Origin of the sequence: Amycolatopsis echigonensis (assembly GCF_014174495.1) — a bacterium.
GTDB lineage: Bacteria > Actinomycetota > Actinomycetes > Mycobacteriales > Pseudonocardiaceae > Amycolatopsis > Amycolatopsis echigonensis.
On sequence record NZ_JACJHR010000006.1, the window covers coordinates 96928 to 118234 of the forward strand.

Below are 21307 nucleotides of genomic sequence, written 5' to 3' on the forward strand. Positions count from 1 at the left end.
GCGGATCATATCGCCGGGGCGACAAGGCGGGCCAGTTTGTCCATCGACTGGCGCAGTTCCGCGGGCGGGAGTTCAAGATCGAGCGCGTGCTGATGAATCGTGATGCCAGCGTGCTTAACCTGGTGGGAAGCTTGCTCCGCGGCCCCTTTGGCGTAGACGAGATGGCCGGCAGGCAGGCCGAGCGCGGTGCAATACGCGAGCATCTGGTAGAGATCGGCGTCGGGGAAGCCTTCCGGCTTCTCTGCCTTGTACTTGGCATCGGCGACCGCGAGGGGTGTGCCGTCGTCGGCGTAGTGGACGAAATCCGGGATGATGCGGATTTCCGCGTTCTCGTCGAGATGGTGATGCGCTTGGCTGCGGCTGTATCCGGGGCAGACAGACAGCGAATCACGAAGTGCCGTTGTCACGAAATCCTCGAACACACGGGCCATGTCGAAGAGGAATCCGCTCACCGTCACGTCGCCGCGTTGGTTATCCACGGACGCTCCGCGCATCACGATGTCCGCCAGCCGGAGAGCCACGTGGTAGCGCATGTTGAGCCGGCTGGGATGCCATCCCGGCATCGGAGAGCCCCGCCTGAACGGCGTGACTTCGCTGAGGCGGGCGCGTAATCGAAGCAGCTTGCTCGTCACCTCGTAGGGGATCCCGCCAGGAATCCGGAGCAACCGCTCGCATGCGGTCCGCAGAATGCGGTTTTCGGTGATGTCCTCGGTGAACTCGTCATGGCTGATTTCGAGCGGCAGCAGTCGCCCATGGCGCCGACCGGCTTGTTCGCTCATTCGCACGCGGCCACGCATAACGAGGGAGGTCTCGTCCACGCTTCGGTAGCCCTTGAGCAAGCCTTGGCGCAGAGTGGCGTCGGCCTGGGCGGCGTAGAGACGGGCGAGGGCGGGCAGCAGTTCTTGATCTTCTGCCACCTGGACGTCTTCTGTCCGCCAGCCCTTGGCGCTCAGGCTGAATCCGAGAAGGTACAGCAGCCGCGCGATGGAGACCTTCGGCGTGATGCGGAGCTCGATCGAGCCGCCCCCAGCCGTCCGCAGCTTCGCCACGCCAACCCTGTTTTTGGCCCGGACGCGCCACCGGCCGGGGTTGAAGGGATCCGGTGCTGCCTCGACCAATCGCGACGCAGCGAGTGCTTGTCCCTCGGAGTCCGAGATCAGTGCCGACAACTCCGCGCCGAACTCTTGGAGCTCGAGCACGGTCATGACGCTGTCGGATCCGTCGGTCCGGTGCCGATTGCTCTGCGAAGTGCGGGCACACCGTAGCGCTTCTCCACGTCGATGTCTTCGCCGTAGTGATGCTCCTCCAACAATGGCAGGATTTTCGTGCGCCAGGTCCGTTCCAGACCACCGTCGCGGTAGACGCCGCGTTTCATCAGATAGGACGGACCGACGTGGAAGTCGGGGTCGGCGATCCGGGAGTTGAGCGCGTCGAGCAGGTCTGCCGGCTCGGGGTCCCTGCCCTCGTGGGCGAGCCAGCGCCGCAGCAGTCCGCGCGTGGGCTCCGTGCGCGGCGAGAGTTCCACGAAGGAGAACCGGCGGCGCATGGCGGCATCGACCAGCGCGATCGAACGGTCCGCCGTGTTCATCGTGCCGATCACGAACAGGTTGGGCGGCAAGGCGAAGTCGTGGCCCGAGTAGGTGAGCCGGACTGACCGGTTGCGGTACTCGAGCAGGAAATACAGCTCTCCGAACACTTTCGCCAGGTTCGCCCGGTTGATCTCGTCGATCACCAAGAAATGCGGCACGTGCCGGTTGCCCTCGCGCGACGCAAGGTCGGCAAGCTCGCGCAGCGGCCCGGCGGTGATCCGGAACGCGACGTCACGGGTCTTCGGATCCTCTTGCGGGCGGAAGCCCTCGAAGAAGTCCTCGTAGGCGTAGGACGGATGGAACTGCACCAGCTTGACTTGCTCCGGCCCGCCGCCGAAGAACTCGGCCAACTTCAGTGCCAGATAGGTCTTTCCGGTGCCGGGTGGGCCGTAGAAGATGAGCTGGCGGTCGTCCCAGAGGAGATCGCGAACTTCGTTGAGCCACTCGACGTTGTGTACCAACAGATCTTCGGCGAGTTTCGTGGACGGTTCGGGCAGCTCGAGTTCCCGACGCGCGATCAGGGCGGCATGCTCAATGCTGGAGTCACCGTCGCTGTCCTCGGCTTCGGCCTCGAGTTCTTGATCACTGCGCCCCAGTCCGGCGACCAGCGCTGCCACGTTGGTCAGGTCGACGACGTCCTGCTGGATCGACAGCTTCTGCTGGAGTTCCTCCGGCAATTCGTCGTAGGGGTAGCCGACGCTCTGCCATTCCGCAGGGCGGCGCAGATTCGAACGGCCGCCGTCCGACTCGACCTGGACCGCGCTGCCGGTGATTTCGCCGAGATAGAGGTCGCCGTTGGAGATCGTGCACACCGTATCGCCTGGCTTCATCCGTGACAGGAAGACGTGTAGTTCGTCGACGAGGCGTTGCCGCTGGCTGTAGGTCAGGATCGACTCGTAGTCCTCGTCGACGATCACGCGGATGTCGTCCTTGGTCAGCTCCTCGCCGACCCCTTCGCGCAGGCGACTGCCGGAGAGCGTGATGAGGTTTTCCGGCAGCCAGAGCCGCTGGACGAGATCGAAGCCGGCCACATTCGACCCACGGACGAGCCAGGTCCGCGCCGCACCGGACCAGGGCGACTTGATGAACTCGTTGAGCGGGTATCCGTCGGAGGTCTTCCACTCGGTGAATCCGTTTGCCGATCGGCCGAGCAGGATTTCCGCCGCCGCCGACGGCGAGTTGCAGGTGATGTCTTCGGTCGTCTCAAGGTATCCCGGCCAGGTTGACGACGCGGTGATCCCGCCGGTCGCGATCAGCTGCTCGCGCAACGCGTTCGACGATGACATATGGACTGCGAACGACGGCACGACGTCCGGTCGCGCCGGTGAGCCGGCCAGGACCAGGAACTTCTGGCTGCCGTTGTTGCCCTTCTCTCCGAGCAGCTGTCCGTGCGCGGTCGGCCCGCCCCGCGGAAGCCGGAGCTCGAAATCTGGGTAATCGTCGGGCATCAGGCGTCCTCGCCGTGTTCGTTCCGCGGCGGATGACGGGGACCGTGGCCGGGTGGCGGGTTGAGCGTGGAGGTGTAGTTCTCGCCGTCGACGAGCGGGTTGTCGATACTGACGCCGGCTTCGGCCATGCGGTCGTACTCAGCGAGGATCAGGTCCTTGGTGCGGTAGGTGCCGTACTTGGCCTCGTCCTTGCGCTTGACGATCGGGAAGGTGTCGAGGATGTAGTCGACGTCATCGCGGTCGATTCCGTAGAGGTGGAAGAAGAGCGCGTCGAGTTCTGCACGGATGATCGCGCGGCGGTCTTCGTCCCACCGGAACGGCGCGCCGCTACCTCCCAGGTCGCGCGCAAACGGCTCCATGTCGATCGCCGTATACACCAATTCCTGAACCCGTGGACCAAGAAACGCTTCATGCGTCTGCATCTGAGAAGGGGTGAGGAAAGGAAGTTGTTCGAATTGGAAGAAGTTGAGGTTTGTGCCGCCGAGCTTGTTGCGTAGCACGAAGTCCAGTGTCATAGAAACGACATTGGAATAAAGAACTGCGGCGGGGGAACCTGGCTTTGGCAGCATGATGTTTCCCGAGTCCCCGAGCCCTCCCTTTGGATACGCAAACCCAATAATCGTCCGCTCGTCAGTTGCGCGGCAAATCTTCCGGAAGCCGAGGAGCCAGCCGCGGTTCCAGTGCTTAGAGGAGAGGCGTGTGGTGACCCCTGCTTCCTGAACGCGGTTGCCCTTCTTGTCGAAGCGGTCGGTTGGGACGTCATCTTCGGAGACCCAGTAGCGCGGAAGGACAACGGCATGGGGGTTCTGCTTGTCCTCCAGGCTCAGGTCGTGGGTAGCACCGTCCTCGCCGTAGGTGGCCCAGCGATGGTCGTAGTGGTGCAGCATCTTCGCTTCGTAGAGGGGGAGCATACGGGCGGAGTCGCGGGTGAAGATGTTGCCGTCGAGCTGCCAGCCTTCGTGTTCCAGCTCGTCGCGACTGCGGAAGAGGTGGGCGTCGTTTGACATGTGGAACATCGTCATGAACGACACGCCCCACGGGTTGCTGCCGCCCTGGCCACGTTCGTCGGGCTCCTTGACCAGGACGGGTACGCGGCGGTAGATGCCGAGGGTGATCTCGGCGTCGCGGCGGGAGCGGAATACCGGGCAGGTGCCGGTGTTGGGGTTCAGGAGCGTGATCTCCTCCGGAGTCAAGGCGAACACTTTGCCGGCGTCGTGGAGTTCTTCGGTGTTGTCTAGGAAGAAGGCGAATCTGCTGATCTCGTACGACACCTGGCGGCCAGCAATGGAAAGTAGCGAGAAAGGATTCCGGTCGTCGGTTCCTGGAAAGATTCTACGTATTTCCCGAAAACTGTAGAGTGAGATCAAACGACGACGGGCAACCAGGTCCTTGAAGAAATACTGGGTCGTCGCGTCGGTGGCGATGCCAGTCGGCACGATCACGCCCATGCGGCCACGCGGCCCGGTGAGCGTGCGGTCGGTCTCGGCGAAGACTGCGTAGGTGTTGATGTCACCGCGGCCTGTGAGCGGGTAGCGACCGCTGTTGCGGAGTAGGTGGCTCTCGCCTTCCGCTTGTCGTTTGGTCTCCTCGAACTCCTTATAGAGCTCGTGGCGTTCTGTGTTGTTCTTCAGCTGGGCGATCAAGTCTTTGCGTGCGGCCGCGTTCTTGGCGGTGGCGATCTTCTCGTCGCGCTGTGCGAAGAACTCCTGTTCCTGCAGCTTGACCCGCTCCCAAGGCGGGTTGCCAAGCACACAGTCGAAGCCACCCGACCATCCCGCGGCTTCGATGGCAGTTCCGTTCCTGGCCACCGTGAAGACTTCTGGGAACTCCAGGTGCCAGTGGAAGAAGCGATACTGCTGTGCAAGCCGGGCGACCTCGTCATGGGTGCTTTGCGGTGCGGCGTCGACCTCGGGGTCCTGGAGCGCTTGGAAGAGATCCTCCGTCACGGCGCGTGGTGCGTCAGCCGTCTTGGGCCACAGGAACGCAGCGCACCAAGCGTTCGCGACATGGCGGGCATGGGTATACGTAGCCGACGCTTCCAGTTCTTGGAAGGCAGCGGCCTGTTGGTGTACGTCCGCAAGCAAATCCGAAGGTGCCGCGGTGATACGGCTGACGTCGACGGCAAAGGTCGCGTTGGAAACCTTCACTTCGGTATCGAGGTCGAACAGCCCGAGTTGGTTCAGGCGTTCGGACTTGTTCTGGCTAGTCAGCGACCTGGCGATCTTCTTGTCGTCGCCCTCGATCGGCTTGAACGCTTCGTCGGGGATGCCGCCGCGCATCAGAGCGGGTGTGGCACCGATCAGCGCGTTCCCGCATTTGACGTGGGCGTCCAAGAACCCGAGGGGCTTCCCCGGCTCCAACGCCTCCAACCACAGCGAGACCTTGGCCAGCTCGACGGCCATCGGGTTGATGTCAACTCCGTAGATGCACCGGCTGATGACTTCGCGTAGCGCATGCTGGACGGCATCCAGCGTCGGCTCGGGGTTGTGTTCCCGCACGGCAGCCACGCGCTTGGCGATGCGCCGCGCGGCGGCGACCAGGAAGTGTCCCGAACCGCAAGCCGGGTCGCACACGCGCAGCGAAAGCAGCTCGTCCACGATGAACTCGGAAGGGTCCGAATCACCTGCCGCGGATGCAGTTTGCTCGGCGCGTTTGACTGCGTCGTCGAGCACTGGGTCCAGCGTAGAATCCAGCAGGCATGCGATCAGCGACGACGGGGTGTAGTAGGAACCCGTGGTCTTGCGTGCGTTGCCGGCGACATCGTCGAGGAGTTCGAACTCCCGGTCCACCGCACTGTGGCGGGGCACCAGTTCCAGCAGCGACTCGTAGATCGAGCCCAGCTCTTCGGCATCGAGATTCCGATAGTCGACCGATCGCCAACGCCGGGCTCCGGCGTCCCGGGTCTGCGCGAGGTGGCGCACCGCGGTCAGCAGGGCCTCGTTGGAGAGCGAGAGCCCGCGGAGAGGAGCATCCGCCTCGTTGTCGTCGAAAATGCCGCCGAGGCCGGGCAATCCAAGCTCAGGGCGGCCGTTTTCGTCCCCGAGCGCGTCGAGGACGATCCGCAGCGCCTGATACAGATCGTCGTGCGCGGTGCCCCGGCGACGGCGCGCGTGATCGCGCAATCTGGCCGTGGAGAAGTACTGGGCGTACCGCTCGCGAGTCTGCTGATCGACGTCGGGCTCGTGCAGTTTGTCCCGGTCCTCGGCGACGAAGACGAACAGCATGCGGTACACGAGACGCAAAAGAGCGGCGTGCAGCTGAGTGACGTCCACGGACTCGCGCAGGGCGGTGTTCGCAGGATGCTTGAGGAACCCGGTGCCCAGGGCCGTGATTGCGTTCTGGACGCCGATGCGCAAGCTGTCGAGCGCACGGGTGCCCGATGCGATCGCTTCCAGTCGCCACTTCTCCAGCCAGCACGTCGACGGAGCAGCTTCCGCGGCGATTGCGAACCGCGTGACGTGCAGCAGTCGGTAGAGCAGGACGAAGTCGCTGAACAGTTCGCCGTCGAAGATCGCGTCCAGATCGAACTCGATGTATGCGGCGGTCGCGAACGCACTGGAGTCCCGCAACAATCGCAGCTGCCTGCCGTTGGTGACTACTCCCCACAGATGCGCGTCCGTGCGGTTGAGCAGCTCCTGGACCAGCGACTGGGCTGGCACACTGCCCGGACCGCTTGGCCGACGGTCCAGCGAGACGTTCCATTCCGTCAGGTGGATCGGCACGTGGTTCCAGCGGTGGCTGATCGCGAAGGACTTCGTGCTGTCGTCCGAAACGAGACCGGTCGAGTCGAGCTTTGTCAGCTGCCCGAAACCGAACTCGCCGAATAGGGGCAACAGCCATTGGGTGATCGCGAGGCCCATGGGGTCGGCTGGGGTGTCGGCGGCCGGCGCGGACGGGAGCTCCTTGCGCAGCTCGGCCCACAGGGATTTTAGGTAGTCCCAGTGCCGCTCGGCGTCGTCGCGGACCGAGCGTGCGCCGACGACATGGTAGTCGCCGGGCAGCGAGCCGGAGACGTCCTTGCCCTCGGAGATGCGGACGAGCATGTCGGCCGGCAACAGGCCGCCGACGGTGTGGACGTTGGGGAAGACCTGGCTTCGTGCTGCGCTGGACATCAGGCGGCCCCTCCCGAGACCGGCAAATAGACATAGGCACCGAGAATGTCGGCCGGCTTCTGCGCGACGACATTCACACCGCGGACGATTTCGGCGGACGCCTGCCGGACGCGGCGGTGCGAGGCGAGCAGCTCTTCGGCAAGTTCGTCGCCGTGTGCCTCAAGGTGTGGCTTCGTGGCGTCGAGGCTGTCCAGTACCCGCCGCATAGTGCGGACGGCGAAGTCGCGGTCGGTGTTCTCGTCCGCGGTGACATCTGCCAGCGCCAAAGCATCGTCAGCGGAGAGCCACGTCGCGTTGGCGGGGGAGCCCTGGAACGCCAGTAGCCGCGCATCCTCGGCCACCAGTTGGCGTTCGCCTACCCGCGACGGCAAGGTCAGGTGGAACCGGTACCGCACGAGAAGCAAGGTTGTCCGGGTGTCGACGGTCTTGGTTCGGATCACCCCGCATCGACGGGCTGGACGCAGACTGGTGCTGTCGTCCAGGGCAGCATTCAGCACGTAGCCGGCGATCGCGCCGACCACCGGGTCGGTACGCACAAGCGCGGCTTCGCCCCGAGCCACAGCGGCGGTCGTCCGGAAGGGCACCGGACGACCCGACTCGACGGTGTTGCCGCCGACAACCGGCGCGACTGCATCGCGCAGGCCGACGGGTGTGCCGCTCAAGTCGGCGGTGAACCCGTTGTCGTCCTTCCGCAGCACGGCTTCCAACGAAGCCAACGCTTGCCGGGTGAAATTCTGGACCTCGTCGGCCCGGCCGAGCGTTTCGCGGACGGCCAGCACTTCCTTGGCGACTTCCTCTGGCCGGATCGAGCGCTGAGCGAACCTCGAACGCGAAGCGGTTTCCCGTTCCGCGGCGGAATTCCAGTCCGCCTCGAGCTTTCCGGACATGGCGTCGATCGTTTCGACGTCGAACAATGCGGCCTGTTCCGGACTCTCGTGGCGCATCAGCAGCCACTCGACGACAGCGTTGGTGACACCGGACGACGACTCGTCCGGCACCGACACGGAGATGCCCAGGTCCTTGCGGATCTGCCGGTGCTTCTTGATCAGCACCTCGAGCACCTTGCCGTCGATGCCGTTGTCGCTGCCGTACAAAGTGATGACCTTGACGGTGTCCCGTTTCTGCCCGTAACGGTCGACGCGGCCTTCTCGCTGGTCGTGCCGGGTCGGATTCCAGGCCAGGTCATAGTGCACGACGGCGTCGAAATGGTGCTGGAGGTTGACGCCTTCGGAGAGACAGTCGGTCGCCACCAGGACTCGGCGTGCGGCGGGGTCCTCACCGGCTTCGTCGCCCAGCTCCTCGATCCTCTGCAAACGCTGCTGAGGCGACAATGTGCCGGTCACCGAACGCACGACAGTTTTGCGGCCGAGCTTGCCGTCGAGCTGGTCGGCCACGTAGTCGGCGGTCGGGATGTACCGGCAGAAGACAATCGGGTGATAGCCGTCGGCCAGCAGGGCCTTGAGGTGCTTGACCAGGGTGGCCAGCTTCCGGTCCTCGTCGACGCCTTCAAGCCCGGCAGCACGATCAGCGAGCTCGGACAGCCGGACGCTTGCGTCGTCGGTCTCAGCTCCCGGGGCAACGTCGAGCCCCTCCAACGCATCTGCGTCGGCGGCATCGCGCGTCAGAGGAGCGCCGAGCCTGTCGGCTTCTTCTGCGGTCGCAGCCGCTGCGGCGGCGGACCGGGTGCGCAGAGTCTGGGCAGCTGCCCGAGGCGACGACACCAGCGAGCGCAGCAATGCGATGGCGGACCACCAGGCAATACGGGCCTCCCACTTGCCTTGGTCCCCGGCCGCGGTTACCCGCTCGCTGGCATAGGCGATCGCGTCGTCGAGCAACGCCCGGTAAGCCTGCGACAGCGTGTAGGTCTCGTCCTTGAAGTAGCGGTCCGCGGGAAACTTCGTGTCCTCACGGAGGTTGTCGTTCGTCAAACCGTCTTCGGTCGTGAGGAACTGGCGGACATCCGCTCGTTTGCGCTGGACGAAATGTGTGGCAAGCAGTCGCCGTCCGGCGTCGGAGTCCAGTTGGACATGCGCAAGCTCGGGCTTGAGCAGACCGAGCAGGGCGCGAAACGCGCTTTCCTTGCCGCTGTGCGGAGTCGCGGTGACGAGGAGCAGGTGCCGGTCTTCGTCCGCGGCGATCTTTTGCAAGAGCTCGTAGCGGAGCTGATTCTGCGTGGCCGCACTCTCTTCGGCAGCGACACAGGTGTGTGCCTCGTCCACAATGACCAGGTCCGGGCAGTGCCGGACGAAGTCGTCGCGGTGCCGGGTGGACTTGATGAAGTCGGTGGACACGACCACGTGCGGGTGCTTGTCGAACAACGATTGCCCCAGGTCGAGCCCGCGCTCCAATTTGGACACTGTCGAGGCGAGGACCAGCTCGGCGTCGATGCCGAACTTCGTCCGAAGCTCCTCTTGCCACTGCTCGGCGAGCGCGGGCGAGCAGAGCACCGCCAGCTTCCGCGCGCTTCCCTGGGCAAGCAGTTCACTGGCGATCAGCCCGGCTTCCACCGTCTTGCCGATGCCAACGTCGTCCGAGATCAGGAGCCGGACTACCCGCTGGCGCAGGGCCATCATCAGCGGAACAAGCTGGTAGGCCCGCGGTTCGACCGCGATCCCGGCGAGAGAACGGAAGGGGCCGGCGCCGGAACGGAAACCGATCCGCAGCGCGGATCGGAGAAGTCCGGCGGCGAGTGCGTCCCCGAGGTCGTCCGCGGAGGGCGGCTGGAACTCGGCGCTGCGGATCTCCTCGAACGCCGGGAAGACGGCGGCGACGTCGTCGTCCGAACCTCCGAGCGGGCGCAGGACGAGCATGTCTTCGGCGCTTTCGGGGAGGACGACCCAATCCCTCCCGCGAGCAGACACCAGCGAACCGGCGGTGTAGGTGGACATCAGTGCTGTGGCCTCGTTCCTCGATCAGACGCCCACGCCGGGCCCGAAAACATGCCGATTGTTCTTCACGACCGCGGGCCAGTCGTCGTCATACCGGAATCGCACGACGTCCCAGCCCTTGTCGTACAGGCGTTCTTCCGCGTCGGCGTCGCGCTGCGAGATCGTCTCGTGGTCGTGCACCGGCCCGTCGATGAAGACGGCCACCGGGGCGCCGGGCAGAAGGTAGACGTAGTCGGGCCGGGCGAGGGCGTCAGCGACGAACTCTTGTGTCTGGTCCGGCAGCCGGAGACCATGCTCCTTGAGCCACTCGAGGAACTCCCGCTCGAGACTGCTCTCGGCGTGCTCGGCCAGCCGGGCCGTCTGCTCCGATCGACTTTCGCCCCGTCCCTCTGGCACTGTCTGCGCCTGCGCGAGACGTGCCAGCAGGTCCCGGATCGAGTGCCGGTCGATCTCACCGTGATCAGACTGGTTTCCGTAGGTGAGCAGGCATTCGTAGCAGCCGCGCGCACATGGCCGCTCGTTGCTCGGACCGCCGAGATCGTTGCCTTCGCCGTCGAAGTGGCAGATTTCAAGGGCGGCCCTCGCCGCCGTGGCAAGCGCCGTCACCTCGGACTCCATCAGCCGCAGAACACCGGCCCCGCCTTCTGCGGCTTCGGTGAACAGGAACCGGTCGCGCGGTCCTTCGTCCGGCGGCAGCAGCTCGCTGGTGAGCTCGGAATCCTCCAGCTCGTACGCCGCCTCGATGCCGCGCTCCAGTGCGTACATGAGGGAGACGGCGACCGGCCGGTCCAGCGGCTCTGCGAGCTTCATGACGAGAATGTTGCGCCGGTCTTCCACGTAAGGGATGACTCGCTTCTTCCGGCGCGACTCGTTTTCGCGGTCGTCGACCACTGGCAGCTCGCTCGAGTCGCCTGCGGCGTCCGCGGCGTCGCGCTCGTTCATCCAACGGCCATCGGCCGGATCGAGCCAGTACCCGTCCGGCTCGTCCTCTTTCGCGCGCAGACGTCCGAGGTTGGTGATCCGGACGGTCGCCGAGTCACCGTAGATCACGGTGGCCAGCTTTCCGTGGCCGTCGGCGACTGAGCCGTCACGGCGGCCCGGCCGGTCTCCGTGGTCCTGGAAACGGTAGGAGGTGACCAACCGGAAGCCGGCGCGACGGCGCTCCTCTTCGTCCGACGAGATCCGCTCGCGTCGACGGGTGTACACGGTGTGCAGCTGGAGCAGACCGGTCGTATTCATGGCTTTCGGCTCGTTGCACAGCTGGCACTTGTCCGCGTTGTCGCTCTCATTGTGGTGATAGCCGCACGAGACACAACGCCACGCCGTGGTGGTGACGACGTCACCGGTGCCCTCTGGCGGCAGCTGGATGCGGGTGACCTGGTAGCGCGCGCCTTCGTGGTAGATCAGCGCTCCCGGACCGAACTCGCGGATGGCGAGGAATCGTGGGCGCTGCAAGTAATCGCCATCACTGAAGCGTCGCCCGGACGACGGGATGTAGGCCGCGAGCGGCAGCCGCGGGAAGGAATAGCCGGGCAGGAATCCTTCGCTGGCTAGGTACCGGTACGGGTTGAAGTCGGACAGCACCGAGTTCCGGTCTACGCTCTCGTTCTTGAGCAGGTTGAGTTGGGTCTCTGCTTCATTTCTCCGCTCGACGGCGATACCGCGGTCACGTTCGGACAATGTGTGGTCGAGAACGCGGCGGTTCTGCTCGGCCTGGTCGCGCAAGGCAGCTTTGTACAGTTTGCGCCAGCGCTCGAAAGCGTCTTTGAACTGGTGCGCCGCGCCGCGTGCGGCCTCGTCTAGCCACTGGTCGTCCCACCAGGCTGTCTCGGCGAATTCGGTCTGCAACGCGCCGAACACGGCACGAGCGGCGACGGTTGCGCGGCGCTGCGCGTCGGGGTCGAGCCGCGCCTGGTCGATGTGGCTATGGAGGGGCAGCTCCGGGTTCGGGATCCGGGCACCCTCGTCGTGGCTGATGTCGATGATCTCGGGAATCGCTCGGCCGAGCTTGAGGCCAACCTCGGCGAGCCAGATGGCCTGGACGTGCGAGCGTACGAGATCCTCGTTGGTCAGGTCGAGCCGCGGACGGGTGATCACCCCGGAAACCATGCGCTCCGAACGCCGGAAGTAGTACTGGTCGTGGCTGTTGCCGGTCGCGCAATAGGTTGTGACCAGGGCTGGCTGACCGGACCGGCCGGCTCGGCCGCTGCGCTGCGCGTAGTTGGCCGGCGTCGGCGGCACGTTGCGCATCATCACCGCGTTGAGCTCTGCGATATCGACTCCCAGCTCCATCGTGGGGGAGCAGTAGAGCAGTTTCAGATCGCCGTTGCGGAACTTGTCTTCTCGGAGTTCCCGTTCCGGTGGCGGCACCTGGGCAGTGTGTTCCTTCGCCGACAGCCCCGCGAGCGCGCCGGCGGCGTCCCGATACAGGTCACGGAAGAATGTGTTCACGCGGGGACCCTCGCCACCTGCGTAGGTGCGGGTCAGCGGGTCGTGCGCGCCGGACATGCCGGTGTCGGCCTTCCAGACCAGCGCGACGGCGGATACCCGGTATCCGGTCATCGTCTGGCGTGCCGAGCGAGGGAACCGGCGGACGAACGGCGGCGCGACCTCCACCTCGGTCACCAATTCGGCTTTTGCCAGTACCTTGAGCACGTCGCTGATGATCTTTTGGAGGTCGTCGGGAGTCGCCTCTTTGAAGTACGACCGCTTGAGGAACTTCCCGACCTTGCTGCGCCCGGAGACGAACAGCGCGTTCCGTTCCATCCCCGGCCGGGAACTCTGCGGGAACGCGGTCCCGACTTGCGCGCGATCGTGCGACTGGGCCAGCACCCATGGCTCGATGAGGCGTTCTTCGCTGGCCCGCTGTAGGTTGTCGAAGTCATCACGGAAATACTGCACGTCGATGGCGAGGCCGCGGCGCAGGTGGTCCAGCAGCGTGCGCATGATCTCTTCGCGCTGCTCCGGATCGAGGCGGGCCAACTCCGGATCGGCCTGGGCCCAGCGGCCTTCTTCGTTCGCGAGCCAGGCTAAGTCCTCGTATTCGATCTTCAGCAGACCGGTCTGCTCGAGGTTCGGCATGGTGACCCGCCAACCGCGTTGCAGGTCGGTGTAGAGCCGGAAAGCGATCACGTCTTGCAGGGTCTTGGCCGCATTGCGCTGCAGCGCAGGTGCCTGGTCTTCGTTGCGGACGTAGTCGGAAGCCGCGAGGTTCAGCGCGGCAGCGACCCGGGAAGCGAGCTCCTCGTGCCTGAGCCCGTCATCACCGGCGTCGAGCACCGCCCGGTAGAGCGCCGAGCGCAACTGGGTGACCTGCACGAAGTCGTTGAAGTGGCCTGCCTGCAGAGATGCGTCCTGCCGGTTGTCCACAAAGGTCAACAGCTTGCGCGCCTTCTTGTCGAGCGCGTCGGCAGGGACCTGCTTGAGAGAGCGCAGGATCGAGGCGGACACGAGCGACGTCGCGGAAGAACGCCCCTCCTGATCGAGCGTGGCGAGCTTGGCGAAGTCCTTGCCGCGCACCTGCTCGTAGCTCACGTTGCACTGCAGACAAAACCGGAAGGGGGCCGGGATAAAGGTCGCGGGCAGATCGCCGGCCCCTTCGTTCCCGTAAACATCGACGGTGACCGAGACCGGGACCCGTTGACGGTAGGAGTCCTTGACTACCTCACCGCGCACGTCGTCGAGTTCCAGCCACGAGTCGGGAAGGCGACGATCGGCGATGGCCCCCTCGATGGTGTTAGGCCACGGCCGGGCCGGGTCGATGTACAGGTATCCGTCCTCGGCGCTGCCGCCCGTTCCCGTGGTGTCACGACGCGGCTCGTAGACGATGCTGCCGTGTTTCTCCCGCCGCCACACAGTCAGATACTCCTGGCCACATTCGCGGCAGAAAGCGACTGGAAGCAGGATCTTGCCGTTCGAACCGGGCTGGATCCGTTGGTACTCCCGCGTCAGGTGGCGCTCCTTCTTGCCCTCCAACGTGACGTAGACGGTGTCGCCCTTGGAGAGAAACTGATGCAACCGGAAGGCGAACAACGGTCGTTCGGTGTTCGGGTTCCTGGCCTCGGAGCCAGCCTTCAGCGTTTCCCGGATCGCGGCCGCGCACTGGTCCGCCTCGACCCCGCTGGCTTCCGAGAGTTCCTTGGCAGCTACTTCGATCTTGGCGGGCTTGCTTCGGACGAGATGGCCAGCGTCATCGACGGCGAGGCCGAACCGGGTCTCGATCCAGCGGGCCAGCGGGTCCGCGACCAGGTCGGCGTAGGCACGCGGTGCGTGCTCGCTCTGCAGTCGTTCGGCGGGAACCACGGCAGGCGCTTCCAGCGTGGCTCGCTCGAGCGTTTCACCGATGACGTGGTCGGAGCTCACCTCGGTGCCAAAGAGAGTGGTCGCGACGGTTGCGACAACATCTTTCTGAGCCGCGACCGTGTCCTCGCTGGACATCGTCGCGGACGTGCCGATGCATTGGAGATTCCCGGCTTGGCAGGCCTGCCGGACCCGACGGATGAGCAGCGCGACGTCGGCCCCCTGCCGCCCCCGGTAGGTGTGCAGCTCGTCGAAGACGAGGAATTCGAGGCCCTTCGCCATCCGGATGAGCGAGCGCCGGTCGTCCGGCCGGGTCAGCATGAGTTCGAGCATCACGTAGTTGGTGAGCAGGATGTCCGGCGGATTGTCCCGGATTTGTTTCCGTCGCTCGTCGCCCTCCTGCCCGGTGTAGCGTGCGTAGGTGACCGGCTCGCGGCCCTCGCCGTACCCGTCGAGCAGGAATTTGTCGAGCTCCTTGAGCTGGCTGTTGGCAAGGGCGTTCATCGGATACACGATGATCGCGCGGACGCGTTTGCGCGCCTTCGCGCCCTCTTGCGCGCGCTCCTTCAGTACCCGGTCGACGATCGGCACGATGTACGCGAGCGACTTGCCGGAGCCAGTTCCTGTCGTCAGGACGTAGGAAGCGCCTGATTGCGCGACCTCGATGGCCTGCCGCTGGTGGCGATGGAGCGTCAGCGGGCGGCCGTCGCAGACTGTGCTGTCGGGTTTCTTGCCAGCCTGGAAAATGCGTGAGCATTCCTCATGCAGGAGTCCCTGAGAGGTCAATTCGGGAAGGTTTCCGCCGGAGGCGAAGAAGGGATTCAACGAAAGCCACGGGTCCGGCCATTGAGACTTCGTGTCGAGGGTCTGCTCGACGAACGCTTTGATTGCTGGATCCCGGATGACCGTGCCGCCCTCGGTGAAATCACGGTAATCCTTGATGAGCTGCTGGTGGATGCCGAACACGTCCATTCCGTTCAGCATCGGCCGCTCGGCGGGCTTGGCAGGAGCCGAGGAGATGGGGTCGCGCACGTCGTTGACCCACTTGACCGGGTCGAGCGCTTCCCAGCCGGACACGGACGCGTCGCCGGTCGCCAGGGACAGCAGCAGCTCGCGCACCGCGACCGCATCGACCGGACGTTCGTCGGGCTTCTTGGCCAGGAGCGTCTCGACCAGCCGCACCAATGGACTGGGCGCGTCCGGACGCAACAGTGCGACCGATGGGGGAGGCTCCGTTCGGTGTTTCTGGCCGAGCTCGTAGCCGGACGGGCTGGAGAACGGTGGAACCCCGGTCAGGAACTCGTACAATACGCAGCCCAGCGCGTAGAGGTCGGCGGCAGGACCGACAGCTGAATCCTCGAACTGCTCGGGTGCCATGTAACGGGCGGTGCCGACGGTGACGCCCGAGCTGGTGATCCGGTCGTCATCCGTTCCGTCGATGATCAAGCTCATCCCGAAGTCGAGGACCTTCGCTGCGCCGCCCTGGACGAGCATCACGTTGGACGGCTTCAGATCGCGGTGGACGACGCCCTCGAGATGCGCCGCGGAGAGGGCATCGGCTATCTGCGCGCCCAAAGCTGAGACCCACGCGACCGGCAGCTGAGGATGTTCGACGACCAGGTCATCCAGAGACCGGCCGTCCAGGAGCTCCATCGCGAGATACGGGAGGCCGGTGGCGTCCACGCCGCCGTCGACGAGGTACGGGATGTTGGGGTGGTGCAGCCGGCGCATGATCTTGACTTCACGCGCGAAGCGGTCGGCCGAGGTGCCCAGTGCTGTCGCGTCGAGCAGCGTGTTCCAGCGGGTTCGCAGGATGAGCTTGACAGCGACCTTGTCGTGATCAGGAGCCTCAGGCTGCATGTCTTCGGCTCGGTGGACCTCGCCCATGTTTCCCCTGCTGATGGGCGAGAGCAGCTTGAACCGCCCCGCTACAAGTCCTGAGTTCGCTGGCACTCTTGCTGGCCCTCCCCGGGTGATGCTCCACGGCCTGGTACGACCGTATGTCGATGCAAGCACACTCAGCGCAACATCGTACACATATCGTTCTGCTAACTTGTGGAGTGTCAACGTTGTCAATGCTGTTGGATCGACCGGCGGACCTGTGGTCGAGGCGGAACCCCGTTGGCGGTTTGCGTCAGCGGAATGTCGAGGTTCCGGGATTCTAATTTCGGCCGGTTATTTATGCGGTGAGCCTGACCGATCGAGATTCGTGAACCGAAGCTGCGTGATAGCGGCATTAAATATGGAGGCCTTGTACTAATCGGAGATGGCTACGTGGGTCGTGTGTCAGGCGTGTCGCCGAAGCGCTCGTCCGGCACAACGAGGCCAGAGGCCGGGTACGGCTGCTCGGATGGCCTGGCAGTCAACCCCTTGGCCGCCCGGACCGTTCGAACTGCCACACCGCGTGATCGAGTTCCCACTGGGTGCAGCCCAGGCGGGAAGCGAGCGCAGCGAGGAGGTCGCGCGCCTCGGCAACGCTCACCAAGGTGTCGAGGCGCAGATGCCGAGTCGGCCAGCGTCGGATCATTCGGTCGGGTTTGATCCGGTTGTCGTCCCCGGCAAGCATCCACAGGTAGCTCAGACGGGTGCCTTGGCCATGCCCCGGCACCTGAGCCAGCCGTGCTTCCACGGGATCCACGATGGAGGTGTCGGTGGGCGCCGCGGCGACGTCGTCGATCCGTTGCAGTCCGCTGTCGGCCAGGATCTGCGCGTATTGGACTGCGGCATCGGCCTTGCGAATGTCGCCGCGCATACTGGTGAGCGACCGGTTGACCAGGACGTCGGCGGCGAGCCGCTCGCCTCCCAGTTCGCGCCCCAGCTTGGCCAGCTCGGCGACGGACTGCTCGCGATCTGCTCCGATCACGGTGTGCGCATCCGCGGCAGGCAACAGCCGATCCGGCAGGGAGACATAGTCCGCGTAGGCGTTGTATACGTTGACCACGTTGTTGTAGTGGGCGTTGATGGAAAAGACGGCGTCCAGGACGCACAATGACAGGTGTGTCCAGCGCCGTGGTCGTGGACTGATCACCAGCTCCGTCGTGGGCGCGGATGTCAAACATCGACCCTGTTCGTCTCGCTCATCTTGATCTCGCCTCCGATCGCGGGTCGATAGCCGGAAGAAATGACAATTTTTGCTTCACCGGATCAGTTCTCATGCCATCGTCACGTTCATGACGCTGCGGCGATCTCCGCGACCTGTGCGAGGGCGAGTGGCCGGAGTATGAGTATGCGATTAATTCCCTGCTTGCGCGCGGGTCGGCGAATTTCTTCCTGAGCCTGACAGACGGTCGCTGTCAAACGCCTCGCTTGTAGGCGACCATGTCGGTATAGGACTCCTCTACGGCGTCGTGCTCGTCGATGCCGAGATCGGCGAAGACGGCGCGGAGCGAATCGAGCGCGGCGGGCACGTCGTCGGCCTCGGCCATCGTCTCCAGCTCGATGAACGTTTGCTCGTCCAGCTCGGGGATCGTGACGACGGTGGGGCGAGTTGCACACTATCCACACGACTGTCGCTCCGTTCACGAACGGAATGTCTCTGACAACCTGTCGCTGGTTCGCGGCACCCCGCCGAAGCCTCCGGCATTACGGGGTATTCGTCGCCTGCGGAGAACGAATCGTCTGCTCAGCCGGCCGCATCGTGGTCGTTCTCCGTACCCGGCGAGACGGCGGCTGCCGCTCCGGTCCGGGCGGGCGGAGATCACGCGGGCCGGTAGAGCGGTCCGCGTTCGACGACTCGGAGCAAGAGGTCTTCGTCGATGTCCTCGGCGATCTGGACGGTACGGGGCTGTTGGCCGGTGTAGCCGAGAAGTTCGCGCACCTCGCGGTTCGTGTAGTAGCTGCCCGCGGCCGCGAGCAGGACTGCTTGGTACCCGGCGTCGTCGAGTTCTCGCAGGTGTTTGAGGGCGGCGCCGGCAGGCAGCCCGGTGGTGGACGTCCACGCGCGGAGCAGGTCGGGGAGGAGGTCCGGTCGCGCTCGGAGGACGACGTCGAGCTGTCCGCTGTCGATGCCGGCTGCGGCGGCGGAGGGCATCGGGCCGACTGCGGGGATCAGGTCGTCGGCGAGTGCTCGCAGCCAGTCGCGGCACTCGCCGGGCAGGTGGTGGTCCGGTGTCGCGGGCATGAGTGCTCCGATCAGGCGGGGACGGGCTGGTTCCGGCGGTTCGCGATCAGGTGTTCCGTTGCGCGCAGGGCGAGCGCGGCGATGGTGCTGGTGGGGTTGACGCCGCCGGAGGTGACGAACACGCTGCCGTCCACGATGTACAGATTGGGGATGTCGTGCGATTTCCCGTACTCGTCGACCACCGACGTCGCCGGGTCGGCGCCCATCCGTGCGGTGCCGAGGAGGTGCCATCCGGAATACCGCATCAGCGATTCGGTCGCGACGTCGCGGGCCCCGGCCGCACGGAGGGAGTCGGTGGCACGCGCGATGTGGAAATCGAGGAGGCGACGGGAGTTTTCGCTGACGGAGTAGTCGATCCGGGGCGCGGGGATGCCGGAGGAATCGGCGAGCCCGGTGCCGACCGTGACGCGGTTTTCCTCGTCGGGCAGGTCTTCGCCGAAAATGCCCCAGCTGATGGTCCGGCCGAGATGGCGGCGGATGTGCTCGTGGTGCGCCGGCCCCCACACCTCCTCGCCCGCGCGGGTCGGCAGCGCGGCGTTGAGCGGGCCGCCGGTCGGGGCGAGGCTCCACTTCGCGCCTCGCACGAAACCGCGGTCGGTGTCGGTTTCGTAGAACTGGTAGGAGGTGATCTTCGCGCCGACGTGGCCCCGCCAGCTTTCCAGGTCCTCGTCGAAGTATCCGGTGACGTTGGCGAACGGGTGCACCATCAGCCGCCGCCCGAGCAGGCCGCTGGAATTGCCGAGTCCGTCCGGGTGCGCGGGCGTGGCCGAATTGAGCAGGATCCGCGGCGTGCCGATTGCGTTGGCCGCCATGATCACCACGCCGGCCCGGACGGAATGCCAGGATCCGTCCGGGAGGACGTACTCGGCTCCGGTGGCGAGTCCGTTGGCGGACATCAGGATCCGGGCCACGCGCGCCCCGGTCAGCAGGCGCGCGCCGCCGGCGACCGCGGCGGGCCAGTGGGTGAGGTCGGTCGATGCTTTGGCGCCTTCCGGGCAGCCCTGCATGCACGATCCGAACTGGACGCACGGCCGCCGCCCTTGGTGCGGTGCGGACAGCACCGCCTGCGCGGCTGGCCACCAGTGCCATCCCAGCTTGTCGTGCGCTGTCGCCATCCGCGCGCCGATCCGGCCGATCGGCAGCGGCGGGAGGGGCGGTTCGGCACCGTCGGGGTAGGCCGGGTCCCCGCCCGCGCCGGACACGCCGAAGGCCGCGTCGGTGCGTTCGTAGAACGGTTGCAGGTCCGCGTAGCGAAGCGGCCAGTCGTCGGCGACGCCGTCCAGCGTGCGCACCCGGAAATCGGACGGCAGCAACCGCGGCCAGTCGCCCGCGTAAAGGATCATGCTTCCGCCGACTCCCGAGTACATCAGCGGCGCGACCGCGGAATGCGAGTCGTCGACGGGGTAGTCGGCGGGGTTCTGCCGGATGTTCGGGCTGGCCGACCACTGTTTGCGCGCTTCGAGTTCGTACGTTTCGCGCTGGGCCGGGTAGCCGGCCCGGTCGGGCCAGTCGCCTTGTTCCAGGCAGACCACGTTGAATCCGGCCTTCGTCAGTGCTCCCGCGGCGACCCCGCCCGACGCTCCCGCGCCGATGATCAGGACGTCAGCTTGCTCCATCGGATTCCTCTCGCACACCGCCGTTGGTAAGCGCTTTCCGGCGTACCGTAGGCGAGGTCGTTCCCGGATGCAAGAGGCGGCTCTGGTCCAGAGAGGACGCGGTCGTCGGCCTCGGCGGGGCGGCAGGCGGGCGGAAAGCTGCTGAGCGCGCGCGGTCAGCCGGCCGAAGAGCGTGTGCTGTCGCGGAGCACGACTTCGCCTCGGACCCGATGGCGCCGCGGGGGGCTGGCGGGTTCGTCGAGGGCGATCTGCACCGCGGTCGCGCCCATGTCCGTCATCGGGAGGCGGACGGTGGTGAGGGCCGGAACGACGTCCCGAAGCGGGCTGATGTCGTCGAACCCCGCGATGCCGATGTCCTCGGGCACCCGCAGGCCCGCGTCCCGCGCCGCCGCGAGCGCGCCGAGAGCCATCACGTCGTTGACGGCGAACAGGCAGTCGACCGGCGGCCTGCCTTCGGCCTGGTCGAGCAGAGCCTTGGCCGCGGCGTATCCGCCGGACCACGTGAACTCGCCCGAGACCTGATGCTCGGCCTGGGGTTCCGCGCCGTGCTCGGACAATCCGAAGGCGAACCCTTCGGCCCGGTCGCGGGCGGTGAGCAGCGAGGGCGGCCCGGCCAGCACGGCGAACCGCCGATGTCCCGCCCGGTAGAGCGCATCGGCGAGCGCGGCGGCGCTCAGCCGGTTCTCGACGACGACGGTGCCGATCCCGAGCCCGTCCTGCCCGATGCACGCGGCGCGTCCGCCGCCGCGGGTGTACTTCCGCAGGATCGCCCGCATCGGGTCCAGCAGGGCGGGATCGTCGACCCGTGAGCCGGCCAGCAGCACCGTCTGCGCGCGCTGCCTGCGCAGCAGTTCCACGTGCCGCAGCTCGGCGGCCGGGTCGCGCTGGGTGCTGGCGACGGTGACCAGCAGGCCCCGTTCGCCGGCGGCGGCGATGACTCCGGCCGCGATGCTGGAGAAGTACGGGTCGGCGATGTCGTGCACGATCAGCCCGAGGGTGGCGGTGCTGCCCCGGGCCATCGCCTGCGCCTGGGCGTTCGGCGAGTAGTCGAGTTCCGCCGCGGCGGCGAGAACCTTGGCTCGCAACGCTTCTTTCACCTGGCGGGTGCTGCCGTTCAGCACCCGCGAGGCGGTCGCGAGCGAAACCCCTGCCCGTTCGGCGACATCGGCGAGGGTGGCCGCGCTGCCCGCGGCTTCCTCGGGTTCGTCCGGGCTCGGCGTACGTCGGCGGCTCAC

10 protein-coding genes are annotated in these 21307 nt (G+C 65.9%); all 10 read right to left on the reverse strand.

Features of this window, described 5'->3' with window-relative positions; all coding sequences use genetic code 11:
- Positions 1-5: 5 nt before the first annotated feature.
- Positions 6-1205: an McrC family protein gene (locus H5411_RS06405; RefSeq protein ID WP_183123257.1), complete on the reverse strand. Its 1200-nt coding sequence runs from the start codon at positions 1203-1205 to the stop codon at positions 6-8.
- Complete coding sequence (locus H5411_RS06410; protein ID WP_183123258.1) at positions 1202-3037, reverse strand: DUF4357 domain-containing protein; 1836 nt, start codon at positions 3035-3037, stop codon at positions 1202-1204. Before H5411_RS06410 ends, H5411_RS06405 begins: the two co-directional genes overlap by 4 nt.
- The gene (locus H5411_RS06415) at positions 3037-7149 is read right to left on the reverse strand and encodes an Eco57I restriction-modification methylase domain-containing protein (protein WP_183123259.1); all 4113 of its coding nucleotides are present in this window, start codon (positions 7147-7149) and stop codon (positions 3037-3039) included. Before H5411_RS06415 ends, H5411_RS06410 begins: the two co-directional genes overlap by 1 nt.
- Positions 7149-10037, reverse strand: a complete 2889-nt coding sequence (locus tag H5411_RS06420) for a DEAD/DEAH box helicase (RefSeq protein WP_246368807.1) — start codon at positions 10035-10037, stop codon at positions 7149-7151. The genes H5411_RS06415 and H5411_RS06420 overlap by 1 nt, the downstream gene beginning before the upstream one ends.
- Before the next feature lie 24 nt (positions 10038-10061).
- Positions 10062-16373 carry a protein kinase domain-containing protein gene (locus H5411_RS06425; RefSeq protein WP_312877785.1) on the reverse strand — a complete coding sequence of 2104 codons (6312 nt, stop codon included), beginning with the start codon at positions 16371-16373 and terminating at the stop codon, positions 10062-10064.
- 325 nt (positions 16374-16698) lie between these two features.
- Positions 16699-17325 (reverse strand): hypothetical protein, encoded by a 627-nt coding sequence (locus tag H5411_RS06430; RefSeq protein WP_101439714.1) that lies wholly within the window; start codon positions 17323-17325, stop codon positions 16699-16701.
- Positions 17326-17629: 304 nt separating this feature from the next.
- Entirely contained in the window at positions 17630-17761 is a 132-nt protein-coding gene (locus H5411_RS48360; RefSeq protein WP_279630037.1) for a hypothetical protein, read from the reverse strand.
- A gap of 272 nt (positions 17762-18033) precedes the next feature.
- The gene (locus tag H5411_RS06435; RefSeq protein WP_101439715.1) at positions 18034-18456 is read right to left on the reverse strand and encodes a hypothetical protein; all 423 of its coding nucleotides are present in this window, start codon (positions 18454-18456) and stop codon (positions 18034-18036) included.
- Between the two features lie 11 nt (positions 18457-18467).
- The gene (locus H5411_RS06440; protein ID WP_101439716.1) at positions 18468-20072 is read right to left on the reverse strand and encodes a GMC family oxidoreductase; all 1605 of its coding nucleotides are present in this window, start codon (positions 20070-20072) and stop codon (positions 18468-18470) included.
- Positions 20073-20227: 155 nt separating this feature from the next.
- The gene (locus tag H5411_RS06445; protein WP_244194858.1) at positions 20228-21307 is read right to left on the reverse strand and encodes a LacI family DNA-binding transcriptional regulator; all 1080 of its coding nucleotides are present in this window, start codon (positions 21305-21307) and stop codon (positions 20228-20230) included.